Annotated in this window: 22 protein-coding genes; 15 read left to right on the top strand and 7 right to left on the bottom strand. The window is 38.4% G+C overall.

Going from position 1 to position 20,808, the window contains the following annotated elements; all coding sequences use genetic code 11:
• Positions 1-135 precede the first annotated feature (135 nt).
• The 3 genes from ACH6EI_RS21885 to ACH6EI_RS21875 all read left to right on the top strand — a co-directional run bounded on the left by ACH6EI_RS21885 (position 136) and on the right by ACH6EI_RS21875 (position 3,480).
• On the top strand, positions 136-1,263 hold the full coding sequence (locus ACH6EI_RS21885) for an MGDG synthase family glycosyltransferase (protein ID WP_098627033.1): 1,128 nt from the start codon (positions 136-138) through the stop codon (positions 1,261-1,263).
• 158 nt (positions 1,264-1,421) lie between these two features.
• Entirely contained in the window at positions 1,422-2,147 is a 726-nt protein-coding gene (locus ACH6EI_RS21880; protein ID WP_025752630.1) for a response regulator transcription factor, read from the top strand.
• Entirely contained in the window at positions 2,125-3,480 is a 1,356-nt protein-coding gene (locus ACH6EI_RS21875; protein WP_033580431.1) for a sensor histidine kinase, read from the top strand. Before ACH6EI_RS21880 ends, ACH6EI_RS21875 begins: the two co-directional genes overlap by 23 nt.
• Before the next feature lie 30 nt (positions 3,481-3,510).
• Here ACH6EI_RS21875 and ACH6EI_RS21870 read toward each other — a convergent pair whose 3' ends face one another.
• The gene (locus ACH6EI_RS21870; RefSeq protein WP_028412072.1) at positions 3,511-4,224 is read right to left on the bottom strand and encodes an FTR1 family protein; all 714 of its coding nucleotides are present in this window, start codon (positions 4,222-4,224) and stop codon (positions 3,511-3,513) included.
• A 213-nt stretch (positions 4,225-4,437) separates the two neighbouring features.
• On the opposite strand from ACH6EI_RS21870, the gene ACH6EI_RS21865 reads away from it, so the two are divergent.
• From ACH6EI_RS21865 to ACH6EI_RS21855, 3 genes are all read left to right on the top strand, one after another.
• Positions 4,438-5,064, top strand: coding sequence for an FMN-dependent NADH-azoreductase (locus ACH6EI_RS21865; protein ID WP_108674342.1), 627 nt, complete (start codon positions 4,438-4,440; stop codon positions 5,062-5,064).
• Between the two features lie 157 nt (positions 5,065-5,221).
• A complete protein-coding gene (locus ACH6EI_RS21860; protein ID WP_108674341.1) occupies positions 5,222-6,115 on the top strand; it encodes a LysR family transcriptional regulator in 894 nt (297 codons plus the stop codon).
• A gap of 136 nt (positions 6,116-6,251) precedes the next feature.
• A complete protein-coding gene (locus ACH6EI_RS21855; RefSeq protein ID WP_014457862.1) occupies positions 6,252-6,683 on the top strand; it encodes a carboxymuconolactone decarboxylase family protein in 432 nt (143 codons plus the stop codon).
• Between the two features lie 38 nt (positions 6,684-6,721).
• Here the strand turns inward: ACH6EI_RS21855 and ACH6EI_RS21850 are convergent, their stop codons facing one another.
• Both ACH6EI_RS21850 and ACH6EI_RS21845 read right to left on the bottom strand, forming a co-directional pair.
• A complete protein-coding gene (locus ACH6EI_RS21850) occupies positions 6,722-7,924 on the bottom strand; it encodes an MFS transporter (protein WP_108674340.1) in 1,203 nt (400 codons plus the stop codon).
• Between the two features lie 129 nt (positions 7,925-8,053).
• A complete protein-coding gene (locus ACH6EI_RS21845; protein ID WP_028412075.1) occupies positions 8,054-8,848 on the bottom strand; it encodes an SDR family oxidoreductase in 795 nt (264 codons plus the stop codon).
• Positions 8,849-9,018: 170 nt separating this feature from the next.
• Here ACH6EI_RS21845 and ACH6EI_RS21840 point away from each other — a divergent pair, with 170 nt between their 5' ends.
• On the top strand, positions 9,019-9,603 hold the full coding sequence (locus tag ACH6EI_RS21840) for a DUF502 domain-containing protein (protein ID WP_028412076.1): 585 nt from the start codon (positions 9,019-9,021) through the stop codon (positions 9,601-9,603).
• Positions 9,604-9,624: 21 nt separating this feature from the next.
• Here ACH6EI_RS21840 and ACH6EI_RS21835 read toward each other — a convergent pair whose 3' ends face one another.
• Entirely contained in the window at positions 9,625-10,497 is an 873-nt protein-coding gene (locus ACH6EI_RS21835) for a TetR/AcrR family transcriptional regulator (protein ID WP_028412077.1), read from the bottom strand.
• Positions 10,498-10,765: 268 nt separating this feature from the next.
• Between ACH6EI_RS21835 and ACH6EI_RS21830 the strand changes: the two genes are divergently transcribed.
• Positions 10,766-13,876 carry an efflux RND transporter permease subunit gene (locus ACH6EI_RS21830; RefSeq protein ID WP_108674339.1) on the top strand — a complete coding sequence of 1,037 codons (3,111 nt, stop codon included), beginning with the start codon at positions 10,766-10,768 and terminating at the stop codon, positions 13,874-13,876.
• A gap of 36 nt (positions 13,877-13,912) precedes the next feature.
• The gene (locus ACH6EI_RS21825) at positions 13,913-14,050 is read left to right on the top strand and encodes a hypothetical protein (RefSeq protein ID WP_014457868.1); all 138 of its coding nucleotides are present in this window, start codon (positions 13,913-13,915) and stop codon (positions 14,048-14,050) included.
• A gap of 33 nt (positions 14,051-14,083) precedes the next feature.
• Here the strand turns inward: ACH6EI_RS21825 and ACH6EI_RS21820 are convergent, their stop codons facing one another.
• Both ACH6EI_RS21820 and ACH6EI_RS21815 read right to left on the bottom strand, forming a co-directional pair.
• Positions 14,084-14,257, bottom strand: a complete 174-nt coding sequence (locus ACH6EI_RS21820; RefSeq protein WP_080754494.1) for a YozQ family protein — start codon at positions 14,255-14,257, stop codon at positions 14,084-14,086.
• 112 nt (positions 14,258-14,369) lie between these two features.
• Positions 14,370-15,356, bottom strand: a complete 987-nt coding sequence (locus tag ACH6EI_RS21815; protein WP_028412079.1) for an ABC transporter substrate-binding protein — start codon at positions 15,354-15,356, stop codon at positions 14,370-14,372.
• Between the two features lie 179 nt (positions 15,357-15,535).
• Between ACH6EI_RS21815 and ACH6EI_RS21810 the strand changes: the two genes are divergently transcribed.
• The 6 genes from ACH6EI_RS21810 (at position 15,536) to ACH6EI_RS21785 (ending at position 20,546) form a co-directional block, all read left to right on the top strand.
• Positions 15,536-16,540, top strand: a complete 1,005-nt coding sequence (locus ACH6EI_RS21810; RefSeq protein ID WP_028412080.1) for a FecCD family ABC transporter permease — start codon at positions 15,536-15,538, stop codon at positions 16,538-16,540.
• On the top strand, positions 16,537-17,586 hold the full coding sequence (locus ACH6EI_RS21805; protein ID WP_028412081.1) for a FecCD family ABC transporter permease: 1,050 nt from the start codon (positions 16,537-16,539) through the stop codon (positions 17,584-17,586). The genes ACH6EI_RS21810 and ACH6EI_RS21805 overlap by 4 nt, the downstream gene beginning before the upstream one ends.
• 26 nt (positions 17,587-17,612) lie before the next feature.
• Positions 17,613-18,440: an ABC transporter ATP-binding protein gene (locus tag ACH6EI_RS21800; protein WP_013059664.1), complete on the top strand. Its 828-nt coding sequence runs from the start codon at positions 17,613-17,615 to the stop codon at positions 18,438-18,440.
• Positions 18,430-19,200: an IucA/IucC family C-terminal-domain containing protein gene (locus ACH6EI_RS21795; RefSeq protein WP_028412082.1), complete on the top strand. Its 771-nt coding sequence runs from the start codon at positions 18,430-18,432 to the stop codon at positions 19,198-19,200. The genes ACH6EI_RS21800 and ACH6EI_RS21795 overlap by 11 nt, the downstream gene beginning before the upstream one ends.
• Positions 19,193-19,450, top strand: a complete 258-nt coding sequence (locus ACH6EI_RS21790; protein ID WP_028412083.1) for a YusU family protein — start codon at positions 19,193-19,195, stop codon at positions 19,448-19,450. The genes ACH6EI_RS21795 and ACH6EI_RS21790 overlap by 8 nt, the downstream gene beginning before the upstream one ends.
• 178 nt (positions 19,451-19,628) lie before the next feature.
• Positions 19,629-20,546: a proline dehydrogenase family protein gene (locus tag ACH6EI_RS21785; RefSeq protein ID WP_028412084.1), complete on the top strand. Its 918-nt coding sequence runs from the start codon at positions 19,629-19,631 to the stop codon at positions 20,544-20,546.
• A 79-nt stretch (positions 20,547-20,625) separates the two neighbouring features.
• On the opposite strand, the gene ACH6EI_RS21780 is transcribed toward ACH6EI_RS21785, so the two are convergent.
• A complete protein-coding gene (locus ACH6EI_RS21780; protein WP_013059660.1) occupies positions 20,626-20,775 on the bottom strand; it encodes a YuzL family protein in 150 nt (49 codons plus the stop codon).
• Positions 20,776-20,808 lie beyond the last annotated feature (33 nt).

Genomic DNA, 20,808 nt, shown 5'->3' with positions numbered 1-20,808 from the left:
ACTCTTAGTTTAGATTGACACTCTAAAAAAACGATGAATTTCACATTAAAAATCAATTAAAATCCGAAATTCAAGGACATTTAATGATATAAAAAGGAGAGGAAGAAACTGCTTTTAGAATAGGAGATGAAACAGTTGAAAAAGGTTTTATTTTTACCTCTTCTAAAAATGCCTTCTGGCCATCATCAAGTGGCAGAGGCGTTAATGGATATATTGGAAAGAAGGACAACAAATATTTGTTATAAAAAAATAGATTTATTAAGCTATACAAACGAACTATTAGAAAAAGTGGTTACAGGCACATATTTGAAATGGATTCGTTATGCTCCAGAAACATACAATATGGCATACAAACATCTCTTTTATGAACCGCCTGTTCATTCATTCAAATGGTATCATCACGTATTCGCAAAAAAAATGGAGCACTTAGTTAAAGAAGAAAATCCGGATTTAATTATATGCACACATGGATTTCCTTCTTATTTGCTCAGCCAATTAAAAGCAAAAGGCAAGTGCAATGTTCCTATTATAAATGTCTACACGGATTTCTTTATTAATAATTTATGGGGAAAAGAAGAGATTGACTTTCACTTTCTTCCTAGTGAAGAAGTAAAAAGAGGGCTTCGTGCTCAAAGTGAAATTCCACTTCAAAATATGATGGTCACAGGGATACCGGTACATGAAGAAATAACAAAAACAAGAACTGTTAAGCATCATGGTAACCGAAATATTTTAATTGCCGGAGGCAGCAGCGGTCTAGGCAATATTATGGATTTTTACAATGATTTAAAAGACGCGCGCCATTTTCATTACTTTGTCTTATGCGGCAAAAATCAAAAGTTATATGAAGAAATCAAAGGGTGGGAACTACAACACGTTACACCAATTCCGTACATTTCATCACGCACAAAAATGAATGAACTGTATGAGCGAGTGGATGCTATTGTAACAAAGCCAGGTGGTATCACGGTCAGTGAAGCTCTTCGTAAGAGTTTACCAATTTTTGTTCACTCCGCTTTACCAGGTCAAGAAGAAGTGAATTTACGCTATTTAACAGAACGAAACTTAGTTAAAGAACTAAAGGCGGATCAATCGTTAGAAAGTCAGCTGCAGACAGTGCTGCAGGATGCTGATAAAATGAGCACATTGTATAACGCGATTGCTGCTTACCATAAAGAAATCGAAGCACAAACGCCTGAAGAACTTTTAGCAGTAGTCAATTGGATTCTAGGTGAAAAGCAAACGATTGGTCTTCATGCGTAAAACATTCATGTTTACAAACAATAAGGATAAGCTAAAGAACAATTATGTTGAAAAAGTAGGGTTTAGATAAAAAAACAAACATCTTTTGAAAAAGGTGTTGTTTTTTTATCTAAAGAAGCTATTCTTTCACTTAAGACATGTGGTGAGAGGTGCATAATATGAAAGAGAAAATTTTAATTGTGGAAGATGAAGCGCAAATTGCGAAAGTGCTAAAGATTGAATTGGAATTTGAAGATTATGAAGTAGATGTTGAGTACGACGGGAAAGCGGGTTTAGAGACGGCAATATCCGCTCAATATGACCTCATTTTGCTCGACGTGATGCTTCCAAGTCTGAGCGGTATTGAGGTGTTAAGAAGACTTCGGAAAGCAGAAGTGTTTACGCCAGTTATTTTATTAACTGCCCGAAATACGACGTTAGATAAGGTAATGGGGTTAGACCAAGGGGCTAATGATTATGTTACAAAACCGTTTGAAATTGAAGAGCTGTTAGCACGAGTTCGCTCTTGTATTCGCTATCGTTCGCTCGTAGAAGCATCAGGAACGAAAGAAGCTGAAGCAGAGCTCTTAACGATTAGTGATTTGACCATTAATCTTGAAACAAGGGAAGTCCTAAGAAACAATGAATCCATTACGTTGACACCGAAAGAGTATGATTTAGTCGTGTATTTGCTTACGAATAAAAATAAAATTGTCACGAGAGAAGGGATTCTCACAAACGTTTGGGGCTATGAATATGAAGGAGAAACAAACGTAATTGATGTGTATATTCGCCACTTAAGAAAAAAAGTAGATGAAGGTTTTTCTACTTCTCTCATTCATACGGTGCGGGGCGTAGGATATATGATGAAAGAGGAGAAACATGAAGATCACGACGAAGATTAATTTGCTGACAACAGCATGGCTAGTGGTTATTTTATTAATCATGAACATCGTTGTTTTTTTCTCCTTCACTAAATCTACGGTGAATATGGAACAGGACATTTTATTCGAAAAAGCACGCGAGATTATTCAAAAAGGTCAGCAAGATCATTCCGTGGAGCTCTCGCCGGAGTTACTAAAATTTTATTTGACCAACCATTCATTTATCCGAACAGTCTCAGAAAATTCTACGGTCATTAATCAAGTATCAAATGATCCTCATCTGGTGAAAATTAAGCCCGAGTTTTCAAAGAAAAAAAAGGTGAAGCTTCGCAAAATCAGAGAAAAGCAAGTATTGGTTATTCGCATGCCTGTCAAAGTCAATAATCAAGTCGTTGAAACGCTTGAGATTGGCGAGCTCTTGACTGGTTTTGAAACCCGCAAAGATATTTTGCTATCAATTTTGATTTTTTGTTCGCTTGTGTCCATTTTACTGTCGCTTTTAGGAGGAAGATGGTTATCACGCGTCATTATGCATCCTATTAAAAATATGGTCACAACGATGAAAGAGATTGAAGAGAGCGGTGTTCCTAAAAAAGTTCTCATTCAAACGGAGACGAGAGATGAACTGCAGGGTATGACCGTTACGTTTAATCATATGATTGACCGCTTGCGAGAAAATATTGAAAAGCAAAATCAGTTTGTTTCTGATGCATCTCACGAATTAAAAACCCCTCTAACCGTTATTCGCAGTTATTCTAATTTATTAAGAAGAAGAGGGATTAAAAATGAAGAAATTACGCTGGATGCGATCGACACCATCTATGCGGAAGCAACCAAAATGCAAAAAATGATTGAAACGCTGCTTGATCTGGCAAGTGTGGAAAAAGAACAAACGCTTGATATGAAGCAAACAGATCTTGTTCTTATTTTTGAACAAATCGTTAAGCAGCTGCAGCAGGTATACAAAAGAGAATTAGTTCTTCATTATGATCAAACGCCCATTATGATTCAAGTGGATGAACTGAAAATGAAGCAAGTGCTGATTATTTTGCTTGATAATGCAATTAAATACAGTACGAATAAAATTGAAGTGACCGTGGAAAAAAAGCAGGAAGATGTCATTATCAAAGTGAAAGACTATGGAATTGGTATTCCAAAAGAAGATCTTGCACATATTTTTGAACGTTTCTACCGAGTGGATAAAGCTAGAAGCAGAGCTACGGGAGGAACGGGGCTTGGACTATCGATTGCACAAACTATTGTCCGTCAGCATAAAGGCGAGATTTTTATTAAAAGTGAAGAAGAACAAGGGACGGAAGTTGTGATTCATCTTCCCGTTTCATCTATAAACTAAAAAAGCCGCCATTAGGCGGCTTTTTTATGATTATGATGCTGATTTTTGTTTTCTTACTCTTAATTTTTTTAACTCCGTTTGGAAGAATAGATACAGTGATGCAACTGTAAATACACTAAATCCAATTATCTCAAGGGGTTCTCCACCAGCTTCAAATAGCTTAACCAAACCTTCACCGCATAACTCTCCCCCAATAAAAATAAGGAAAATACCAAGCGCTTTAAAAATAATCCAAAGGTTCAGCTTAATAGCTGTTTTGAACAAAATGTATGTAATAACGACGGCCAGCAAAATGCCACTTATACTGCCGAATACAATAGAAGAGGCGTGTTGATTCACTTGTGTCAGATTAAAAATGATTAGTTCTGTTCCTTCACGAAAGACAGATAAAAAGGCTAAAACGATTAATCCCCACTTGGAAGAGCTTTTGGAAATTTTTGATGTAACTGAAGATGTCACTTCTTTGCTTCGGTGCAACCACAGAATAAAATAAGCAATAAGGCCAGCAGCTAAAAGCATCATGACTCCTTCAAAAATTTCTTCTGACTCTTCTTCTAACTCTTTCGCCTCATTAAAACCAATAAAGCCAAATACTAAGCTGAAAATAAGGCCAGCAGCAGCGCCAATAAAGACGGAATATTTTAAGTCTTTTCGGCCGATTTTTGTAACATGAGCTAAAATAATTCCAATGATAAGTGATGCTTCTAAACCTTCACGAAGCGACAAAGCCAAACTTGACCACATAAAAAGCTCCCCTTACGTTAAATGATAAATAATAATTTCTCTCTAATTTTAATGATAATGATTATCGTTGTCAATGTGATTTTTGGCTCTTTAATAAATTCTTATATAGGATTTTTCAGACTAAAGTATGAAAGTATTTCATTATAAAGTCGTGCGAAACGCAAGGACAAAGCGAATAAAATAAGAGTATCAACAATCAGTGGAGGTTTTAGTATGAGTTATACTCTTTTTATAAAAGCAAATGACAGATCGGCAAGTGAAGCGGTCAGCGTAAAATTATATGATGCGTTTTTAGAAAGCTATCAACAATCGCACCAAGGTGAAGAAATAATGGAGCTGAATTTGTTCAAAGAAGAACTTCCTTATTTAGGTGCTGACATGATAAACGGTCAGTTTAAATTAGCAAGAGGGCTAGAAGTGACGGCAGCGGAAAACAAAGCAGCAGAAATTGCTAATCGTTACCTAGAACAATTTGTGAAAGCTGATAAAATTGTCATTGCCTTTCCTCTTTGGAATTTTACTGTGCCGGCCGTGCTTCATACGTACTTTGATTATTTAAATCAAGCAGGCAAAACGTTTAAGTATACGCCAGAAGGTCCTGTGGGATTACTGGGCGATAAAAAAGTGATGTTATTAAACGCGCGAGGCGGAGTATATTCAGAAGGTCCATCAGCTGAGGTCGAAATGGCCGTTAAATATGTCAGCAGCGTACTTCAATTTTTTGGAGTTACGGATGTGAACTCTGTTATTATTGAAGGACATAATCAGTTTCCGGATCGTGCTCAAGAAATTATTGAAAGTGGCCTAGAACAAGCAGCACAAGCAGCCAAAACATTTTAAATAACCGTAGTAAAAAAGGACAGGACAAAAGTATTTTAGGTGAAGGTATATCCGAACGATAAATCGTTCGGGTTTTTTGCTGTATATCTTAAAAGTTAATAGGTAAAATGAATAAATAAGATAAGAAATATTCGCTTTATCTATAGGAGGAGCAGAGATGGATATTCGTCAGCTTAATTATTTTTTAGAAGTCGCCAAATTAAGGAGCTTTACTAAAGCATCTCAAAGTCTTCATATTTCACAGCCGACCTTGAGCAAAATGGTGAAAAACTTAGAAGAAGAATTGGAAGTAGAATTAATTGATCGTTCCGCAAGACAGATTGATTTAACGGATGCCGGGGAAGTTGTGTATGCGCAAGGACAAAAAGTTATGGCATCCATTGATGAGCTATCGACTTATTTATATGATGTGATGAATCTGAAAAAAGGAATGATTAAAATTGGAATTCCTCCATTGATTGGAGTGCTGTTCTTTCCAAAGATTATTAAAGGGTTTCAGCAGCTCTATCCAGATATCACAATTAAACTTATTGAATACGGAGCCAATCGTGTTCAAAAAGCAGTAGAAAAAGGAGAGTTAGACCTAGGTGTAGCGGTGCTTCCAGTAAATGAACATCTTTTTGACATTAATCCTTTTATCTCAGAAAAAATGCTTTTATATGTTCACCACTCTCACCCTTTAGCCTCTAAAACTCATGTGGAAATTAATGAACTAGCCCAAGAGAAATTTATTTTGTTTAATGAAGATTTTACGCTTCACGACCGGCTTATTCAGGCGTGTCAACAAGCAGGATTTGAACCTAATGTAGCTTACGAGAGCTCTCAATGGGATTTTATCGGTGAAATGATCGCGGAAAACTTAGGTGTATCTATCTTTCCACAATCCATTGCAGCAAAAGTGGATTCTGCTATCGTAAAAGCAGTTCCTATTACTAATCCTTCAATTTCATGGGATTTAGGATTGATTTTAAAAAAAGGTAAATATATTTCATATGCCTCTAAACAATTCCTCCACTATATGAATGAACAGCATTCTGTTTTATATAGATAAAATGCATATGTTGTATTGAATATATGTATTTTACGAAAGAAAGAATGTGCGCTAAAGTAGATAGTGTAGAAAACATACACGAAAACAAACATTGATTCCGCGCGGTGTCAGTAAAAAATACGGAGGCTGATTTTACATGGCACAAAATAGTTATCAAAAAGGTTTAGATAAATTAATGGAATATACGTTAACGAGTAACGATGATATTTCGACTCATTTAAAAATTACGGAAGACTTAAAAGACCTAGCTCCTGACGTTGGGAAATATATTATTGAATTTGCCTATGGAGACATTTATTCACGACCAGGTTTAACGAATAAGCAGCGAGCATTAGTAACCATTTCATCACTGGTTACTCAGGGTACAGAGCCTCAGCTTGAGCTGCATTTAAACACAGGTTTAACAGCTGGACTAGAGCCGAATGAAATTGTGGAAAGCATCATTCAATTAATTCCATACACAGGTTTCCCTCGCGTGTTAAATGCTTTAAGCGTAGCTAAGAAAGTATTCGCTCAGCGTGACGTGGAAGTAGAGACAGGCGAAAAAGAGCTAGTAGAAAATAAATAATAAGCACAAAAAAGACGCTCTAAAAGAGCGTCTTTTTTTTATGCGAGCTGCTTTTGTTTGGTTTCTTTTCCTAGAAAAACAACCGAACCAACACCGATTAAAATAGCTGCACAAAAGATTGAGAACGTAACGGTTAAAGAAACACCTTGAGTTGACATATACCCAACTAACAGCGGTCCTAGAATTCCTCCAATTCGTCCAAAAGAAGCGGCCATTCCAGCTCCTGTGCCTCGAATAGATGTCGGATATTGCTCAGGTGTATACGCGTACAAAGCTCCCCAAGCGCCTAAGTTGAAGAAAGACAACAGTATTCCTGCTGTTAGCAGCAGCCAAAGTGACTCCGCATTTCCGAAGATATATGCGCTGGCAGCCGTACCTAACAGATATGTGACCAATACGAATTTTCGGCCCATGCGTTCAATAAACCAAGCAGCCGTATAATAGCCAGGCAGCTGAGCTAATGTCATAATCAATACGTATTCAAAGCTTTTGATTAAGCTAAATCCTTTAATGACCATGACGCTAGGTAGCCATAAAAACATGCCGTAATATGAAAATACAACGCAAAACCACAGAACCCACAGCATAACGGTAGATTGACGATAAGGCTTAGACCACACGCTTCTTACATTGTCCGCAATAGACGGTTTCTTTTCCTTTGTCGCCTCTAAAAATTGAGGAGAATCTGGCAGTTTGATGCGCAAATAAATGGCATAAAATGCTGGTATAGCCGTTAGGATAAGAGCTAGCTGCCACCCGTAAGCTGGAATTACAAAGTAAGAAATAAGCGCTGCCAGTAGCCAGCCGAACGCCCAAAAACTTTCTAACAAGACGACCACTTTACCGCGTTTTTCCGGCGCCACGGTCTCAGACACAAGGGTAGAAGCAACAGGCAGCTCTCCTCCTAAACCCATTCCAATTAAAAATCGAAATACTAAAAAAGCAGCAAGGGTAGTAGTAAGAGCCGAAAGTCCGCTTGCCACTGAAAAAAGAACAAGAGTCACAATAAAAACGGTTTTTCGCCCAATTCGATCAGCCAGCAGCCCGAACACGAGAGCTCCAACGGCCATCCCGATCGAGTTAACGCTGCCTATCCAACTCATTTCAGTAGGGGAAAGTCCCCATTCAGCGTGAAGAGCTGCAATGATAAAAGACAAAATGCCAACATCCATTGCATCGAAGAGCCATCCTAGCCCTGCGATGCCAAGAAGCTGACGTTCTGATAATTGTTTTGTTTTCATGTCTTCCTCCTAGAAGCAAAGAATTTTGCTTTAAGTTTACACCTGTCTTGACATAATGTCACGTCTATTTTAAAGAAAAAATGCAAATGGAAAAGCTCTATACCTTAAGGTATAGAGCTAATTGTATTCTCACATTTTATCGTAAAGCATTTTTCCAGGCCATGTATACGCCATATGACCGCCATCTACCGTAATGCAGTCACCCGTTACATATGAGCTGTCATCGGATGCTAAAAATAATACGGCACCGGCTACTTCTTCTGGTTTGCCTAAACGGCCCATGGGATCGACCCATTCATATGCTTTTCTGAATTTTTTTCCTTCTTCAGCGCCTGATAAATCATCAAGAAGAGGCGTTTCAATTGTTCCAGGAGCAATTGAGTTAACGCGAATACCTTCACGAGCGTAGTCAATTGCCATGGTTCTTGTTAAGTTGGTAATAGCACCTTTCGCCGCGTTATAGCCAGAACGGTCTAAGTCTGCTGCCAGTCCGGATACGGATGAATTATTAATAATCGACCCGCCATTTTCTAACATCAGCGGAATAACATATTTGCTTACAAGAAATGTTCCGCGTAAATCTACCGACATTAAGCGATCCCAAAGTTCTACAGGATATTCGTGAAGCTTGCCGCCTTCTGTGTCTGTCCCCGCATTATTAAAAAGAATATCCACTTTTCCAAATTTCTTTTCAATTTCCGCTGTGAACTCTTTTACTTTTTCTTCTTCAGCTACATCGATATAGTAGGCGTATGCTTCACCGCCAGCGTCTTTAATTTCTTTTGCTACTTTTTTTACCCCGTCCAAATTAATATCGGCACAAATAACAACCGCTCCTTCTTTCGCAAAGCGCTCAGCAGTTGCTTTTCCTATACCAGAGCTTGACCCTGTAATAACAGCAATTTTTGATTCTAAACGTCCCAATTGTATCCCTCCGAAAAAATAAATATATAAGTATGTATGTTCATGTACCCATCTATTATTTTGATAAAACGTCGCTAGTTTATACGTATGTGAATAGAAATAAAAAGACGCAGCAAAACAAATCCATTGTATAATGAACAGCAGTATGTCAGGAAAAATGAGGTGTTTGTATGAAAGCAATCATAAAAAGTTTTATTAATGGACTCTTAACGATTGTCCCTATTATCCTTGTTATTTATATTTTGGTAAGAGTATTTAATTTTTTAGACAGCATTTTAGGGAACGTATTGAAGCCCTATATGAAGCAGGATTATATACCTGGTATTGGAATCTTAGCAACGCTTGTCTTAATTACGTTCTTAGGGTGGTTATCTACCCGTTTTTTCGCTGGGAAAATTATTAACTTAATTGATCGATTGTTAGAAAAAATACCGCTTGTTAAAACGCTATATAGTGTCATTAAAGATACATTTCAATCTTTTCTTGGAGAGAAAAAGTCTTTTTCAAAAGTAGCTTTAGTGCCAATGCCCGGCACGTCAATGAAAGTCATAGGGTTTGTGACCTCTGAAGAAGTAGAAGAGGTTATTCACTCGTTAAAAGACCATGTCGCTGTCTATGTTCCACAAACTTTTCAAGTAGCCGGTTTTACTTTTTTAATTCCAAAAGAAGAAATTGAATGGTTAGATATTAAGCCGGAAGAAGCAATGAAGTTCGTGTTATCTGGGGGAGTATCTAGTTCAAAAGCAGAAAAATAACAGAAGGCTTGAAGCCTTCTGTTATTTTTGTTGGAGTAAAGCTGTTAAAAGATTAAGCGGTTCTTCCAACGGTTTAAGTTCCGTTAAATTTCCAACCATGCCTTTTACAATAGCAGCGGTAGGCTTATCTTTTTTTAGCTCCGTTTGTAAAATGTGAAAGCTGTCTGCGTGTTCATCAGAAATATGATCGCTGGTGTCTAGCAGATGTTTAATTTCCTCAAGAGCTTGTTTTACCTGCTCATTTTTACTTAGAAAAGTCGTTCGTTCCTTTCCGTATATATCTTCACCAAAAGAAGCGGGAATAAGGGGACGAGGTTTTCTAGCTAATAAATCTTCTACTAATACGTCAACTCGTTCCATTATGTACTGCGCGACTTCTTTAAAGGTAAGCTCGTATTGATTGAAGATAATAATTTCTAAAAAGGAATGATGAATACCTTCAATCATTTTCGTTAAATCGGAGATATAAGGAGTTACGTCTTCTCCGTATACGCTAACGAGGCTTTTGCGATGAAAGTAAAACGTTTCTCGCTGCATTTTATGAACAAAGGTCTCCACTTCTTTGTTAAATGGAATCGATTTTTCACGGATTTGCATGATAATAAAATCTCTGTGCTCTGTAATAAATTCATAGAAATAGATGAGCTGATTCATATAGCGGCTGCGGGCATCGTTTACTTCCTCGTCGAGAGCATAAACAGAGCTAAAGAGCTTTTCATAGTAAAAGTTTAGAATTGATAATAAAAGTGCATCCTTAGATTTGAAGTGCAGGTAAAATGCACCTTTTGAAATGTTGCATTCATCTACAATTTCTTGCACAGAGGTAGCATTAAATCCTTTTTTTGCAAAAAGCTTAATCGAAGCTTCAATTATTCTTTTTTCTTTTTCTTTCAAGTATTCTACCTCCTTTATTAAACAATTTGACCATTCATTTCGTTAGATAATAGTATCATACACTAAAAAAGATAAAGGTATATATCAAAGTTAAGAACGGGAGTCAGTTCCTCTAAAAAAGATTTATCGTAAATATGTCTTTATTATGAACATATTAGGAGAGAGACTGCTTAGGGTTGACACTGACCGGTTAGTCATTTATATTTTAAGTTGTTGTGACCAATCAGTCAATTTTATTAGTATACATATATTTGAAGGAGGATATGCATTGGGGAAGTTTATTAAATTTTCATTGAAAAATAAATTTGCAGTATGGCTGTTAACACTCTTTGTCATTATTGCAGGGCTGTATTCAGGATTTAATATGAAGCTAGAGACTATTCCTGATATATCAACGCCTGTTGTAACAGTCAGTGCAACTTATCCGGGCGCCACTCCGGAACAAGTGGCAGACAAGGTGAGTAAGCCAATTGAACAAAAGCTTCAGGGACTGAGCGGCGTTGACACAGTTAGCTCGTCTTCTTATGAAAATATGGCTACCATTCAAGTTGAATATGGCTTTAGTAAAAATATGGAGAAGGCAGAAGACGAAGTCAGACGAGCTCTTTCAAACGTGGATCTGCCAGATGATGTAGAGGAACCAAATGTTTCAAGACAAAGCATCAGTGATTTTCCGATTATTTCATTAAGTGTTTCAGATGATAAAAAATCATTAGAAGACTTAACGAAGTATGTAAAAAATACCGTTGTTCCACAAGTTGAAAAAGTGCAAGGCATTTCTTCGGTCAGCGTTTCAGGAGAACAAGTTGAAGAAGCAGAACTTGTATTCAAACAAGACAAGCTCAAGCAGCTGGGACTCGATGAAGATACGGTGAAAAAGCTGATCCAAGCATCCGATGCAAAAGTGCCGGCTGGTACGTATACGATGGATGGATCTCAAAAATCTGTTGTGGTAGACGGAAAGATGACAACAGAAAAAGATTTGGAAAACTTAGAGATTCCAGCTGTGCCTAGTCAAGGAGCTGCTCAAGGTCAGCAACAAGGAATGAGCCAGCAGCAAACACAAGGAGCCGTGCAGCAGGCGCCGTCCGCAGCTTCGATTCCAACTGTGAAATTAAAAGAAATTGCGGATGTTAAAGTGACGGGGAAAGCAGAATCCATTTCTCGCACGAACGGAAAACCTTCAATTGCTGTACAAGTTGTCAAAGCGAAGGATGCGAACACAGTAAATGTTGTAAATGATATTAAAGAAAAAATGAATAGCCTAGAAAAGAAAAATAAAGACCTTCACGTTGACAATATTTTTGATCAAGGTAAACCGATTGAAGATTCTGTTCATACGATGCTAAATAAAGCTATTATCGGTGCGGTCTTTGCGGTTATTATTATTCTTTTATTTTTACGTGATATTCGTTCAACGATTATTGCCGTTATTTCAATTCCGCTTTCGCTATTAATCGCCATTTTGGCGCTCAAATCAATGGATATCTCTTTAAATATTATGACGCTTGGAGCGATGACTGTAGCCATCGGAAGGGTTGTAGATGATTCCATTGTCGTTATTGAAAATATTTACCGCCGCATGGCTTATCAGGAAGAAAAGCTTACAGGAAAAGATTTAATTGTCGCGGCGACGAAAGAAATGTTTGTTCCAATTTTTTCTTCTACAGTCGTAACCGTGGCCGTATTCTTACCGTTAGGTCTCGTAGAAGGACCGGTAGGAGAGCTATTCTTACCGTTTGCGTTAACGGTTGTTTTTGCACTGTTAGCATCACTGCTAGTAGCGGTAACACTCGTGCCAATGCTTGCTCATTCGTTATTTAAAACAAATGTAAAAGTCAAAGAAGAAAAGCCAAGCAAACTAGCGCACGGATATAAGCGAATTTTGAACTGGACGCTAAACCATAAGCTTATTTCCTTTGGGTTAGCCGTACTACTGTTAGTAGGAAGTTTATTTTTAGTTCCTTCTATTGGGGTTAGCTTTTTATCATCCGATCAAGAAAAAACGCTGACGCTTACGTATACACCGAAAGCCGGACAGTCTCAAAGCGACGTGGAAAAAGCAGCGAATCGCGCAGAAGCGTACTTGATGAAGCGAGATGGTGTCAAAACGGTTCAGTATTCGTTCGGTGAAGGTAACTCTTTTAATCCGGGAAGCAAAAATAACGTTTTAACATTTGTGCAATATGACGAGGATACACAAAACTTTGATAAAGAGCAGGATAAAGTATTAAAAGCTCTTAATAAACAAGCGAATCAAGGTGAATGGGGCTCCATGAATACGGCGTCTAGCGGCAGCAATAATTCATTAAACGTCCTTATTTACGGAGATAGCTTAGACGAAATCAAACCTTATGCTGACAAAGTTCAGCGCGTTTTAGAAAAGCATAAAGAACTGAAAAATGTCGATTCTACGCTTTCAGATACGTTTGATGAATATACGCTAGTACCGAACCAAAAGAAAGCCGCTGAACTCGGCTTGTCTGCTAGTCAAATCGGAATGCAAATTTCCAACCTTGGACAGCGTGAAGTATTAACAACTATCCAAAAAGACGGAAACGAAATTAACGTATACCTTCCAAAAGAAAAAGAGGATTTCTCTACTTTTGCCGAACTTTCAAGCACAAAAGTGACCTCTCAAACTGGACAGGAAGTTACATTAAATGAAGTTGTCGATATTAAAAAAGGTAAAACGTCGAATACGGTAACGCGCCGTGATAATAAAATTTATGCAGAGGTAAGTGCCGATATTAAGAGTGACGATGTAGGCGGCGTTTCTTCTAACGTTCAAAAAGAAGTGAAGAAAATTGATTTGCCAAGTGATATGGACATTAACTTTGGCGGAGCATCAGAGCAAATTAATGACTCATTTAGTCAATTAGGAATTGCCATGCTCGCAGCCATTGGTATCGTGTACTTCGTACTTGTACTGACATTTGGTGGAGGTTTAGCGCCATTTGCTATCTTATTCTCACTTCCATTTACACTCATTGGTGCGCTAGTGGCACTTTTAATCTCTGGGGAAACGATTAGTATTTCTTCGATGATTGGAGCTCTTATGTTGATTGGAATTGTGGTAACCAATGCGATTGTTCTGATTGACCGCGTGATTCATAAAGAGCAAGAGGGTCTTTCAACGCGTGAAGCTTTACTAGAAGCTGGAATGACACGTCTTCGCCCGATCTTAATGACAGCTATTGCAACGATTGGTGCACTGCTTCCATTAGCTTTTGGATTTGAAGGTGGAGGCCTTATCTCAAAAGGGCTAGGGGTTACCGTGATTGGAGGACTAACAAGTTCTACGCTGCTTACGCTCATTATCGTTCCAATTGTCTATGAGTTTTTTATGAAGTTTAAGAGCAAAAAAGTAAAAGAGTAGAAGCAAGACAAATTTCCGCTTTTGAGGTGAATAGCGATGAAGTCAATTGATAAACTAATGAAACAGCTGATTCAACAAGGAATTAAAGCAAAGAAAGTGACGATTGATAAATCAAAGCGCCAGCAGTGGATGTCCATGTCATTGCCTAAAACGGCATGGCAGCATTCAAAATAAAAAAGAGCTGACTTAGAGTCAGCTCTTTTTTTATTAACGATCTGTATCTTCAAATGATCCTTCTTGATAGGCGTCGCTTATTTGCTCATGTGTTTCTGCTAGACCTTGTGAGAGTGCATCTTGTCGGTTATAATCTTCTGTTTCGAACTGACGGTCAGCCATTTCATTTGTATCTGGCTGCTTTTTAGGCTGTTTTTTTGAATTCATTTTCACCACTCCTATTTAATAAAGTGAGACCACGGTTAGTGTGCGATGAAAGGAAATACATTATACATGAAAGAAAGAGCTTCGATTCGTCGAAGCTCTTTCTTTCATATTATTATTGTTTTTTATCTAAGAAGATTTTTTCAATATCATCAAGTACGATATTAGCTGCTAACACACCGCCTGCTGTATTCCAAGTAGCATCATCTACTTTATGAACATGATTTTCTTGAGCCACTTTTAGCTTTTTAAAGAGAGGATCGTTTATCCATTCTTTTTCAAGCTTTGTTGCTTCACCGTCTCCCGTTTCATAAGAGAAGTAAAATAGCTGATCGCCGTCCATTGCCGGAATGCGTTCTTTTGTTGCATTCATTTCAGCAAAATCATCCTTGTCTTGAGACTCAGGGCGAGCAAATCCAAGCTGATCTAAAATAACACCTGAGAATGAATCTTTATGATAGATACGAACGTCTCCAGCTGTAAAGCGTACAACTGAGATTTTTTGTTTTAACTGATCTCCAAGGCGTTTCTTTAAATCTGCTACGCGATTGTCATAGTCAGCTAATACTTCTTTACCTTTTTCTTCTTTGTTTACAGCTTTTGCATATAGCTTAAAGTTTGATTTCCAATCTCCGCGCAGCTCCTCAGAGAATACAGTCGGAGCAATTTGACTAAGCTGATCGTATACTTTTTCTTGTCGCATTTTATTTCCGATAATCAAGTCAGGCTTTAAAGCAGCGATTGCTTCTAAGCTTGGCTCGCTTTCTGTACCCACACTTTTAACGCCTTTCATCTGACCTTTAATATGGTCATACCACGGATTTCCTAACCATGATTGAACAGCGCCCACAGGCTTTACACCCATTGCAAGAAGAGCTTCAGTACCTTCGTTTGTTAAAACAACCACTCGTTTAGGCGTTCCTTTAATATCGGTTTTATCCATTGCGTGTTTTACTGTGTAAGTTTCGCCAGAACCCTCAGTTTTTTCTTTTTTATCGCTGTCAGCGCCGTTTGAATTACCGCAGGCTGCCAGCACAAGCAGTGTCATAATGGTAAGAATGGACAACAAATATGACAACTTGCCTTTAGAATATGTATTCACATCTTTTCCCCCTCGTAAGTGATAATGATTTTCATTAACAATTAAGATAATATTCTAACTTTTAAGCGGTGTCAATTAAAAATTGAAAATGATTCTCAAAATCATTGACACTTTTTTCAATGTTTCCTAAACTAAAGGTTAGATATATATAGGAATCATCTTAGAGGAGAGCAATGAAAATGATGCTACGCAGTGTTCAAATGAAAGTAATGGGGCTCATCATTGGAATCATGCTGCTTTTAATCTGTATTGGATTAAGTATCGTACTCGGATACACAGATACAAGTATCAAAACAGCATTTGAAGCTTTTCAAGCGTTTAACGGTTCGAATGAGCACATAGTTATTCAAAATATTCGATTGCCGCGCGCTATAATCGGTGCTGTGGTAGGTATTTGTTTAGGAATTGCAGGAGCAATGATGCAGGCGTTAACGAAAAACCCACTTGCTTCACCGGATATTATCGGTGTGAACGCTGGGGCCAGCTTTTTTATTGTTGTTGCAGTGATGATTTTTTCGGTCAATTCACTTCAAGCTTTTACATGGATTGCATTTGTAGGAGCGGCACTAACCGTAGTGGTTGTCTATTTTCTTGGGTCCATTGGAAAAGAAGGGCTAACGCCTATCAAACTGACGCTCGCAGGAGCGGCTATTGCAGCCTTTTTCTCTTCTTTAACACAAGGACTGCTAGCTGTGGATGAATCTTCGCTTGATCAAGTCCTCTTTTGGCTGGCAGGGTCTGTGCAAGGACGCAAGGTTGAAATGTTGTATGGCATACTGCCTTATGTAGTGCCAGCAATTATTGTTACTTTTTTTATCGCTTCAAAAATTAATATTTTAACGATTGGTGAAGACGTAGCCAAAGGATTAGGTCAAAGAACAGCTCTTGTCAAAATTATAAGCGGCATCATTATTGCGATTTTAGCGGGGGGAGCCGTTGCAGTAGCCGGTCCCATTAGCTTTGTAGGAATCATTGTTCCTCACGTTGTAAGAGCAATCGTAGGACAAGATTATCGCTGGGTATTTCCTTATAGTGCGGTTGTCGGCGGGATTTTAATTTTATTAGCTGATGTTGGCGCAAGGTACGTCATTATGCCTCAAGAAATCCCTGTTGGAGTCATGACTGCTGTTATTGGTACACCTTTCTTTATCTATATGGCAAGGAAAGGGGCGAAGACGTCATGAAAACATACTTATCTCTTCGCTTAAAGAGAATTTCATTTTTAGTTAATATAAAAGCTGCTCTAATCATTACCGGATTTTCAGCTGTCCTTGTTGCACTCTTTTTGTTAAGTGCAGGTACGGGTGACTTATTTATTAATCCATTTCGTGTAATTAAAATTTTAGCGGGTCATGGGTTGGAGTTTGAACGATTAGTTGTTACATCTTTTAGACTGCCGCGTATTATTGTTGCCATTTGTGCTGGTATTTGTCTAGCTATTGCGGGCGCTATCTTGCAGGGGCTTGTGAGAAATCCGCTTGCTTCACCAGACTTAATTGGATTAACAGGAGGAGCGTCAGTTGGTGTAGTGTTATTTTTGACACTATTTAGTGATAAAAGCAACTCGTTAACCGTAAGTATTAATTGGATGCCTGTTAGCGCATTTTTAGGTGCCGTGGCAGTGGCGCTTTTACTTTATGTGTTTGCCTGGAAAAATGGTGTCTCTCCTATTACACTAGTATTAATAGGAATTGGATTAACAGCGTTAACGAAAGCTATGACCACGCTGTTTATGATTATGGGTCCTATCTACCGCGCTAGCCAGGCAAATATTTGGATTACCGGAACGGTGTATGGTTCAAATTGGGCCAGTGTTTCCGTACTAGTTCCAGTTACTGCAGGGCTGGTTATAATTACGATTTTAATGATTCGAAATTTAAATGTTCAAGAATTAGGTGAAGAAATTGCGACTAACGTTGGAAGTCGCGTTCAAAAAAATCGATTGGCACTATTGCTGATGAGCACAGCTTTAACCGGGAGCGCCGTTGCATTTGCCGGTGGAATTAGCTTTGTAGGGTTACTTGCTCCACATATTGCCCGAAAGCTTGTAGGTTCGTCATTCGGCGCTTTAATACCGCTATCGGCACTAATCGGAGCGATTTTAATCACAGCAGCAGATTTAATTGGCCGAACATTCTTCTTGCCAATCGAAGTGCCAGCAGGTGTATTTACAGCTGCAATTGGCGCACCATACTTCATTTATTTACTATACAAACAAAGAAACGTATAGCATTCTTTGTAGAAGGAGCGATTCGCATGCATTCGTTAGAAACAAAGTCGCTAACATTATCATATGGAGAAGCGATGATTATAGATGAGCTTGACGTTACCATCCCAAAGGGTGAGATTACGGTTTTTATCGGCAGTAATGGATGCGGAAAATCTACGCTGCTGCGTTCACTGGCAAGGTTATTGAAGCCACATGCAGGCTCTATTTTACTAGAAGGTTCTAAAATTTCTTCTCTTCCTACCAAGGAAATTGCAAAGCAGCTAGCAATCCTTCCTCAAGGTCCTGTTGCACCTGAAGGTCTGACTGTGCTGCAGCTTGTTAAACAAGGGCGCTATCCGTATCAAAATTGGTTCCGCCAGTGGTCTCAAGAGGATGAAGAAAAAGTGCAAAATGCACTGGAAGCAACAGGCTTAGCAGACTTGGCAGATCGTCAAGTTGATTCGCTTTCTGGGGGACAGCGTCAGCGCGCATGGATTGCCATGACACTAGCGCAAGATACAGATATTATTTTACTTGATGAACCGACAACATATTTAGATATGACGCATCAAATTGAGATCTTGGACTTGTTGTTTGAACTGAATGAAAAAGAAAATCGTACCATCGTAATGGTGCTGCATGATTTAAACTTAGCTTGCCGCTATGCTCATCATATTGTGGCGCTTCAAGATAAAAAAATCTATGCACAGGGAAGACCAGAAGAAGTCATTAACTGCGATTTAGTACAGCGAGTCTTTAATATGAACTGTGAAGTGACGGTTGATCCGTTATTTGGAACGCCTCTTTGTATTCCTCATGGGCGCGGACGATGTATTGTGAATAAGCTGCGAGTTGAAACGCAGCATGCTCAGTAGGAATGAGCAAAGCGAGTTAGCAGAAAAATTCCGCTGTACGTTTAAAGATAACTCGCTGTACAGGTTTTCTCCTGCCAGCTGCATGGATGAAAGTAAGGTGAAGGTGCAGCTATTATGGATTCAAGAGACGATGGAGGCCGCTAGTTTGAGAGCAGCTGCTTCAATGTTAGCAAAGCGGTATAGTTTTGTTGTGGTTGCGGCTTTGTATTCATTTATTGTGTTTCAAAAAAAGATAAATGTATCGACTAAAAATGTATCTTTGCATACCGAACAAGTTGAAACGATGTGGCTTCCAAAAGTGTTTATCTCAGAAATTGAGACGACAGAAGTAACAGAGGATAATCGCGAAATTCTTCTTGATGAACTTCTTGATGAATTGTTTGCTCATCAAATTGAGCCGATGTGGTCAGTACTGCGTAAAGTGACAAAAATCTCAAAGCTGACGCTGTGGGAAAACGTAGCTGTTTATATTCACTGGCTTTATGATTTGCTTTTAGCAAACGAAGAAATAGACAATGTGAAAGTGCAAAAGAATTTACGATACGTGTTAGAAGAAGCTGAGGGACGTCACTTTGGTTCATATCATAACAATCCGCTTGCTCGGTACAGTTCACCTCCTCAATATATAGAGAAACAAAAGCAGGAGATAAGAGTACGAAAAACGTGCTGTTTGTCCTACCAAACAGGAGATAAAGAGACTTATTGTCGAACGTGTCCGGTTATTTGTAAACCAAAGAAAGGAGTGACTGCGCATGAGTAAAACCTTTCAAGAGCAATTCGACGGTTTGATTGAAAAGTATACGGAACTAATGGTTGGAGAAAGTGATGAACAGCTGCAGGAAAAAGTGAAAATGTGGGCACTTTACAACCATATCTCAAAATCTATGCCGCCTTTAACAAAGCATTGGAATCAATTATATCCAGACGCAAAAGCGGAAATGATTGAAATTGTGAAGGAAATAAAAGAGCTGAATGAAGCGCATCGAGCGTCACAGCGAAAACCAGAATAAAAACATTCATCACGAAGCTGATGAATGTTTTTTTATCAAAAAAGCTCCAGGTAGCTTTTTGATCTAGTGTGCATATGTTAATGAAGGGTGCCTATCTATCTGGTTGATAAAATGGTAAAATTAATGATAATTAGATAAAATTTGTGAGGTGTATGACAAGTGAAGGCGGGGGGTTGCTTTGGAACAAACGATAAGAAACTTTTTTTTATTGTTATCAAAAAGCAAAAAGTTAACAAAGCTGGCTAAGCGCTATGGTTTACGTTTTGGGGCAGCAAGGTTTGTTGCAGGGGAAACCATCGATGAAGCTGTTAGTGTGATAAAAAAGCTAAATGAACAGGGATTAAAAGTAACGATTGATTATCTCGGAGAGTTTGTGGAAAGTGAAGCTGAAGTCAATAATGCTGTGGCTCAATGCATAAAGGCCATCCATCTTATACACAAAGAAAGGTTAGATTCAGAAATTTCTTTGAAATTAACGTCTATGGGACTTGATATTTCTGAAGATCTGGCGCTTCATCATATGCGTCATATTCTAAATGAAGCGGAAAAATATAGCGTGTTCGTGACGATTGATATGGAAGATTATAAGCGATGCAGCAAGACGATTAAGCTGTTTAAACAATTAAAAAGTGAGTATGACCACGTAGGGACGGTACTTCAGGCATACTTATATCGAACAGAAAGTGACGTTCGCGAATTAGATGCTTATGCTCCTAAATTAAGGTTAGTAAAAGGAGCGTACAAAGAAGCGGCAGACGTGGCTTTTCCTGATAAAGAAGACGTAGACGAAAACTTCAAAAACATAATTGGACTTCATTTATTAAACGGTCACTACACAGCAGTTGCTACTCATGATGAACGAATCATTCAGTATACAAAAGAGTTTGTTAAAAAGCATGGAATTTCAATGAATCAGTTTGAATTCCAGATGCTATACGGTATTCGACCAGAAAGGCAGGTTCAGCTCGTAGCAGAACAATATCAAATGAGAGTGTACGTTCCTTATGGAACGGACTGGTATGGGTACTTTATGAGGCGCCTTGCAGAAAGACCTGCAAATGTCGCATTTGTCTTAAAAGGAATCGTAAAAAAATAACCATGAAATGGTCGTGATGACAGAATAAGAAATAGTCAAAAATCGAACATGATTCGATTACTCATGTTCGATTTTGAGGTTAATGTCCTTGTGTATTATGCTTTGTGTACTGCTGGTTTTGAGATGTCTTTTTGCCGCGTCCGTGCGGTTCATTAACCGGTCCAGCATTTCCTTTAACGCTTGCTGCGCTTACGCCTGCTGAAGATGGATCTTTCTTTAATTTACTCACAAAATCACCTCCTGTGTATTAAGATAACCAAAC

Source organism: Priestia sp. JSM ZJ58 (assembly GCF_044383985.1).
GTDB lineage: Bacteria > Bacillota > Bacilli > Bacillales > Bacillaceae_H > Priestia > Priestia zanthoxyli.
Note: the sequence above shows the minus strand (reverse complement) of the source record. Positions and strands in the feature narration are given on the sequence as shown.

Excerpts from the sequence above, each read along its gene's own strand:
- ACH6EI_RS21880 (WP_025752630.1), top strand. The coding sequence starts at position 1,422 with ATGAAAGAGAAAATTTTAATTGTGGAAGATGAAGCGCAAATTGCGAAA.
- ACH6EI_RS21875 (WP_033580431.1), top strand. The coding sequence starts at position 2,125 with ATGAAGATCACGACGAAGATTAATTTGCTGACAACAGCATGGCTAGTG.
- ACH6EI_RS21870 (WP_028412072.1), bottom strand. The coding sequence starts at position 4,224 with ATGTGGTCAAGTTTGGCTTTGTCGCTTCGTGAAGGTTTAGAAGCATCA.
- ACH6EI_RS21865 (WP_108674342.1), top strand. The coding sequence starts at position 4,438 with ATGAGTTATACTCTTTTTATAAAAGCAAATGACAGATCGGCAAGTGAA.
- ACH6EI_RS21860 (WP_108674341.1), top strand. The coding sequence starts at position 5,222 with ATGGATATTCGTCAGCTTAATTATTTTTTAGAAGTCGCCAAATTAAGG.
- ACH6EI_RS21855 (WP_014457862.1), top strand. The coding sequence starts at position 6,252 with ATGGCACAAAATAGTTATCAAAAAGGTTTAGATAAATTAATGGAATAT.
- ACH6EI_RS21850 (WP_108674340.1), bottom strand. The coding sequence starts at position 7,924 with ATGAAAACAAAACAATTATCAGAACGTCAGCTTCTTGGCATCGCAGGG.
- ACH6EI_RS21840 (WP_028412076.1), top strand. The coding sequence starts at position 9,019 with ATGAAAGCAATCATAAAAAGTTTTATTAATGGACTCTTAACGATTGTC.
- ACH6EI_RS21825 (WP_014457868.1), top strand. The coding sequence starts at position 13,913 with ATGAAGTCAATTGATAAACTAATGAAACAGCTGATTCAACAAGGAATT.
- ACH6EI_RS21820 (WP_080754494.1), bottom strand. The coding sequence starts at position 14,257 with ATGAATTCAAAAAAACAGCCTAAAAAGCAGCCAGATACAAATGAAATG.
- ACH6EI_RS21810 (WP_028412080.1), top strand. The coding sequence starts at position 15,536 with ATGATGCTACGCAGTGTTCAAATGAAAGTAATGGGGCTCATCATTGGA.
- ACH6EI_RS21805 (WP_028412081.1), top strand. The coding sequence starts at position 16,537 with ATGAAAACATACTTATCTCTTCGCTTAAAGAGAATTTCATTTTTAGTT.
- ACH6EI_RS21800 (WP_013059664.1), top strand. The coding sequence starts at position 17,613 with ATGCATTCGTTAGAAACAAAGTCGCTAACATTATCATATGGAGAAGCG.
- ACH6EI_RS21795 (WP_028412082.1), top strand. The coding sequence starts at position 18,430 with ATGCTCAGTAGGAATGAGCAAAGCGAGTTAGCAGAAAAATTCCGCTGT.
- ACH6EI_RS21790 (WP_028412083.1), top strand. The coding sequence starts at position 19,193 with ATGAGTAAAACCTTTCAAGAGCAATTCGACGGTTTGATTGAAAAGTAT.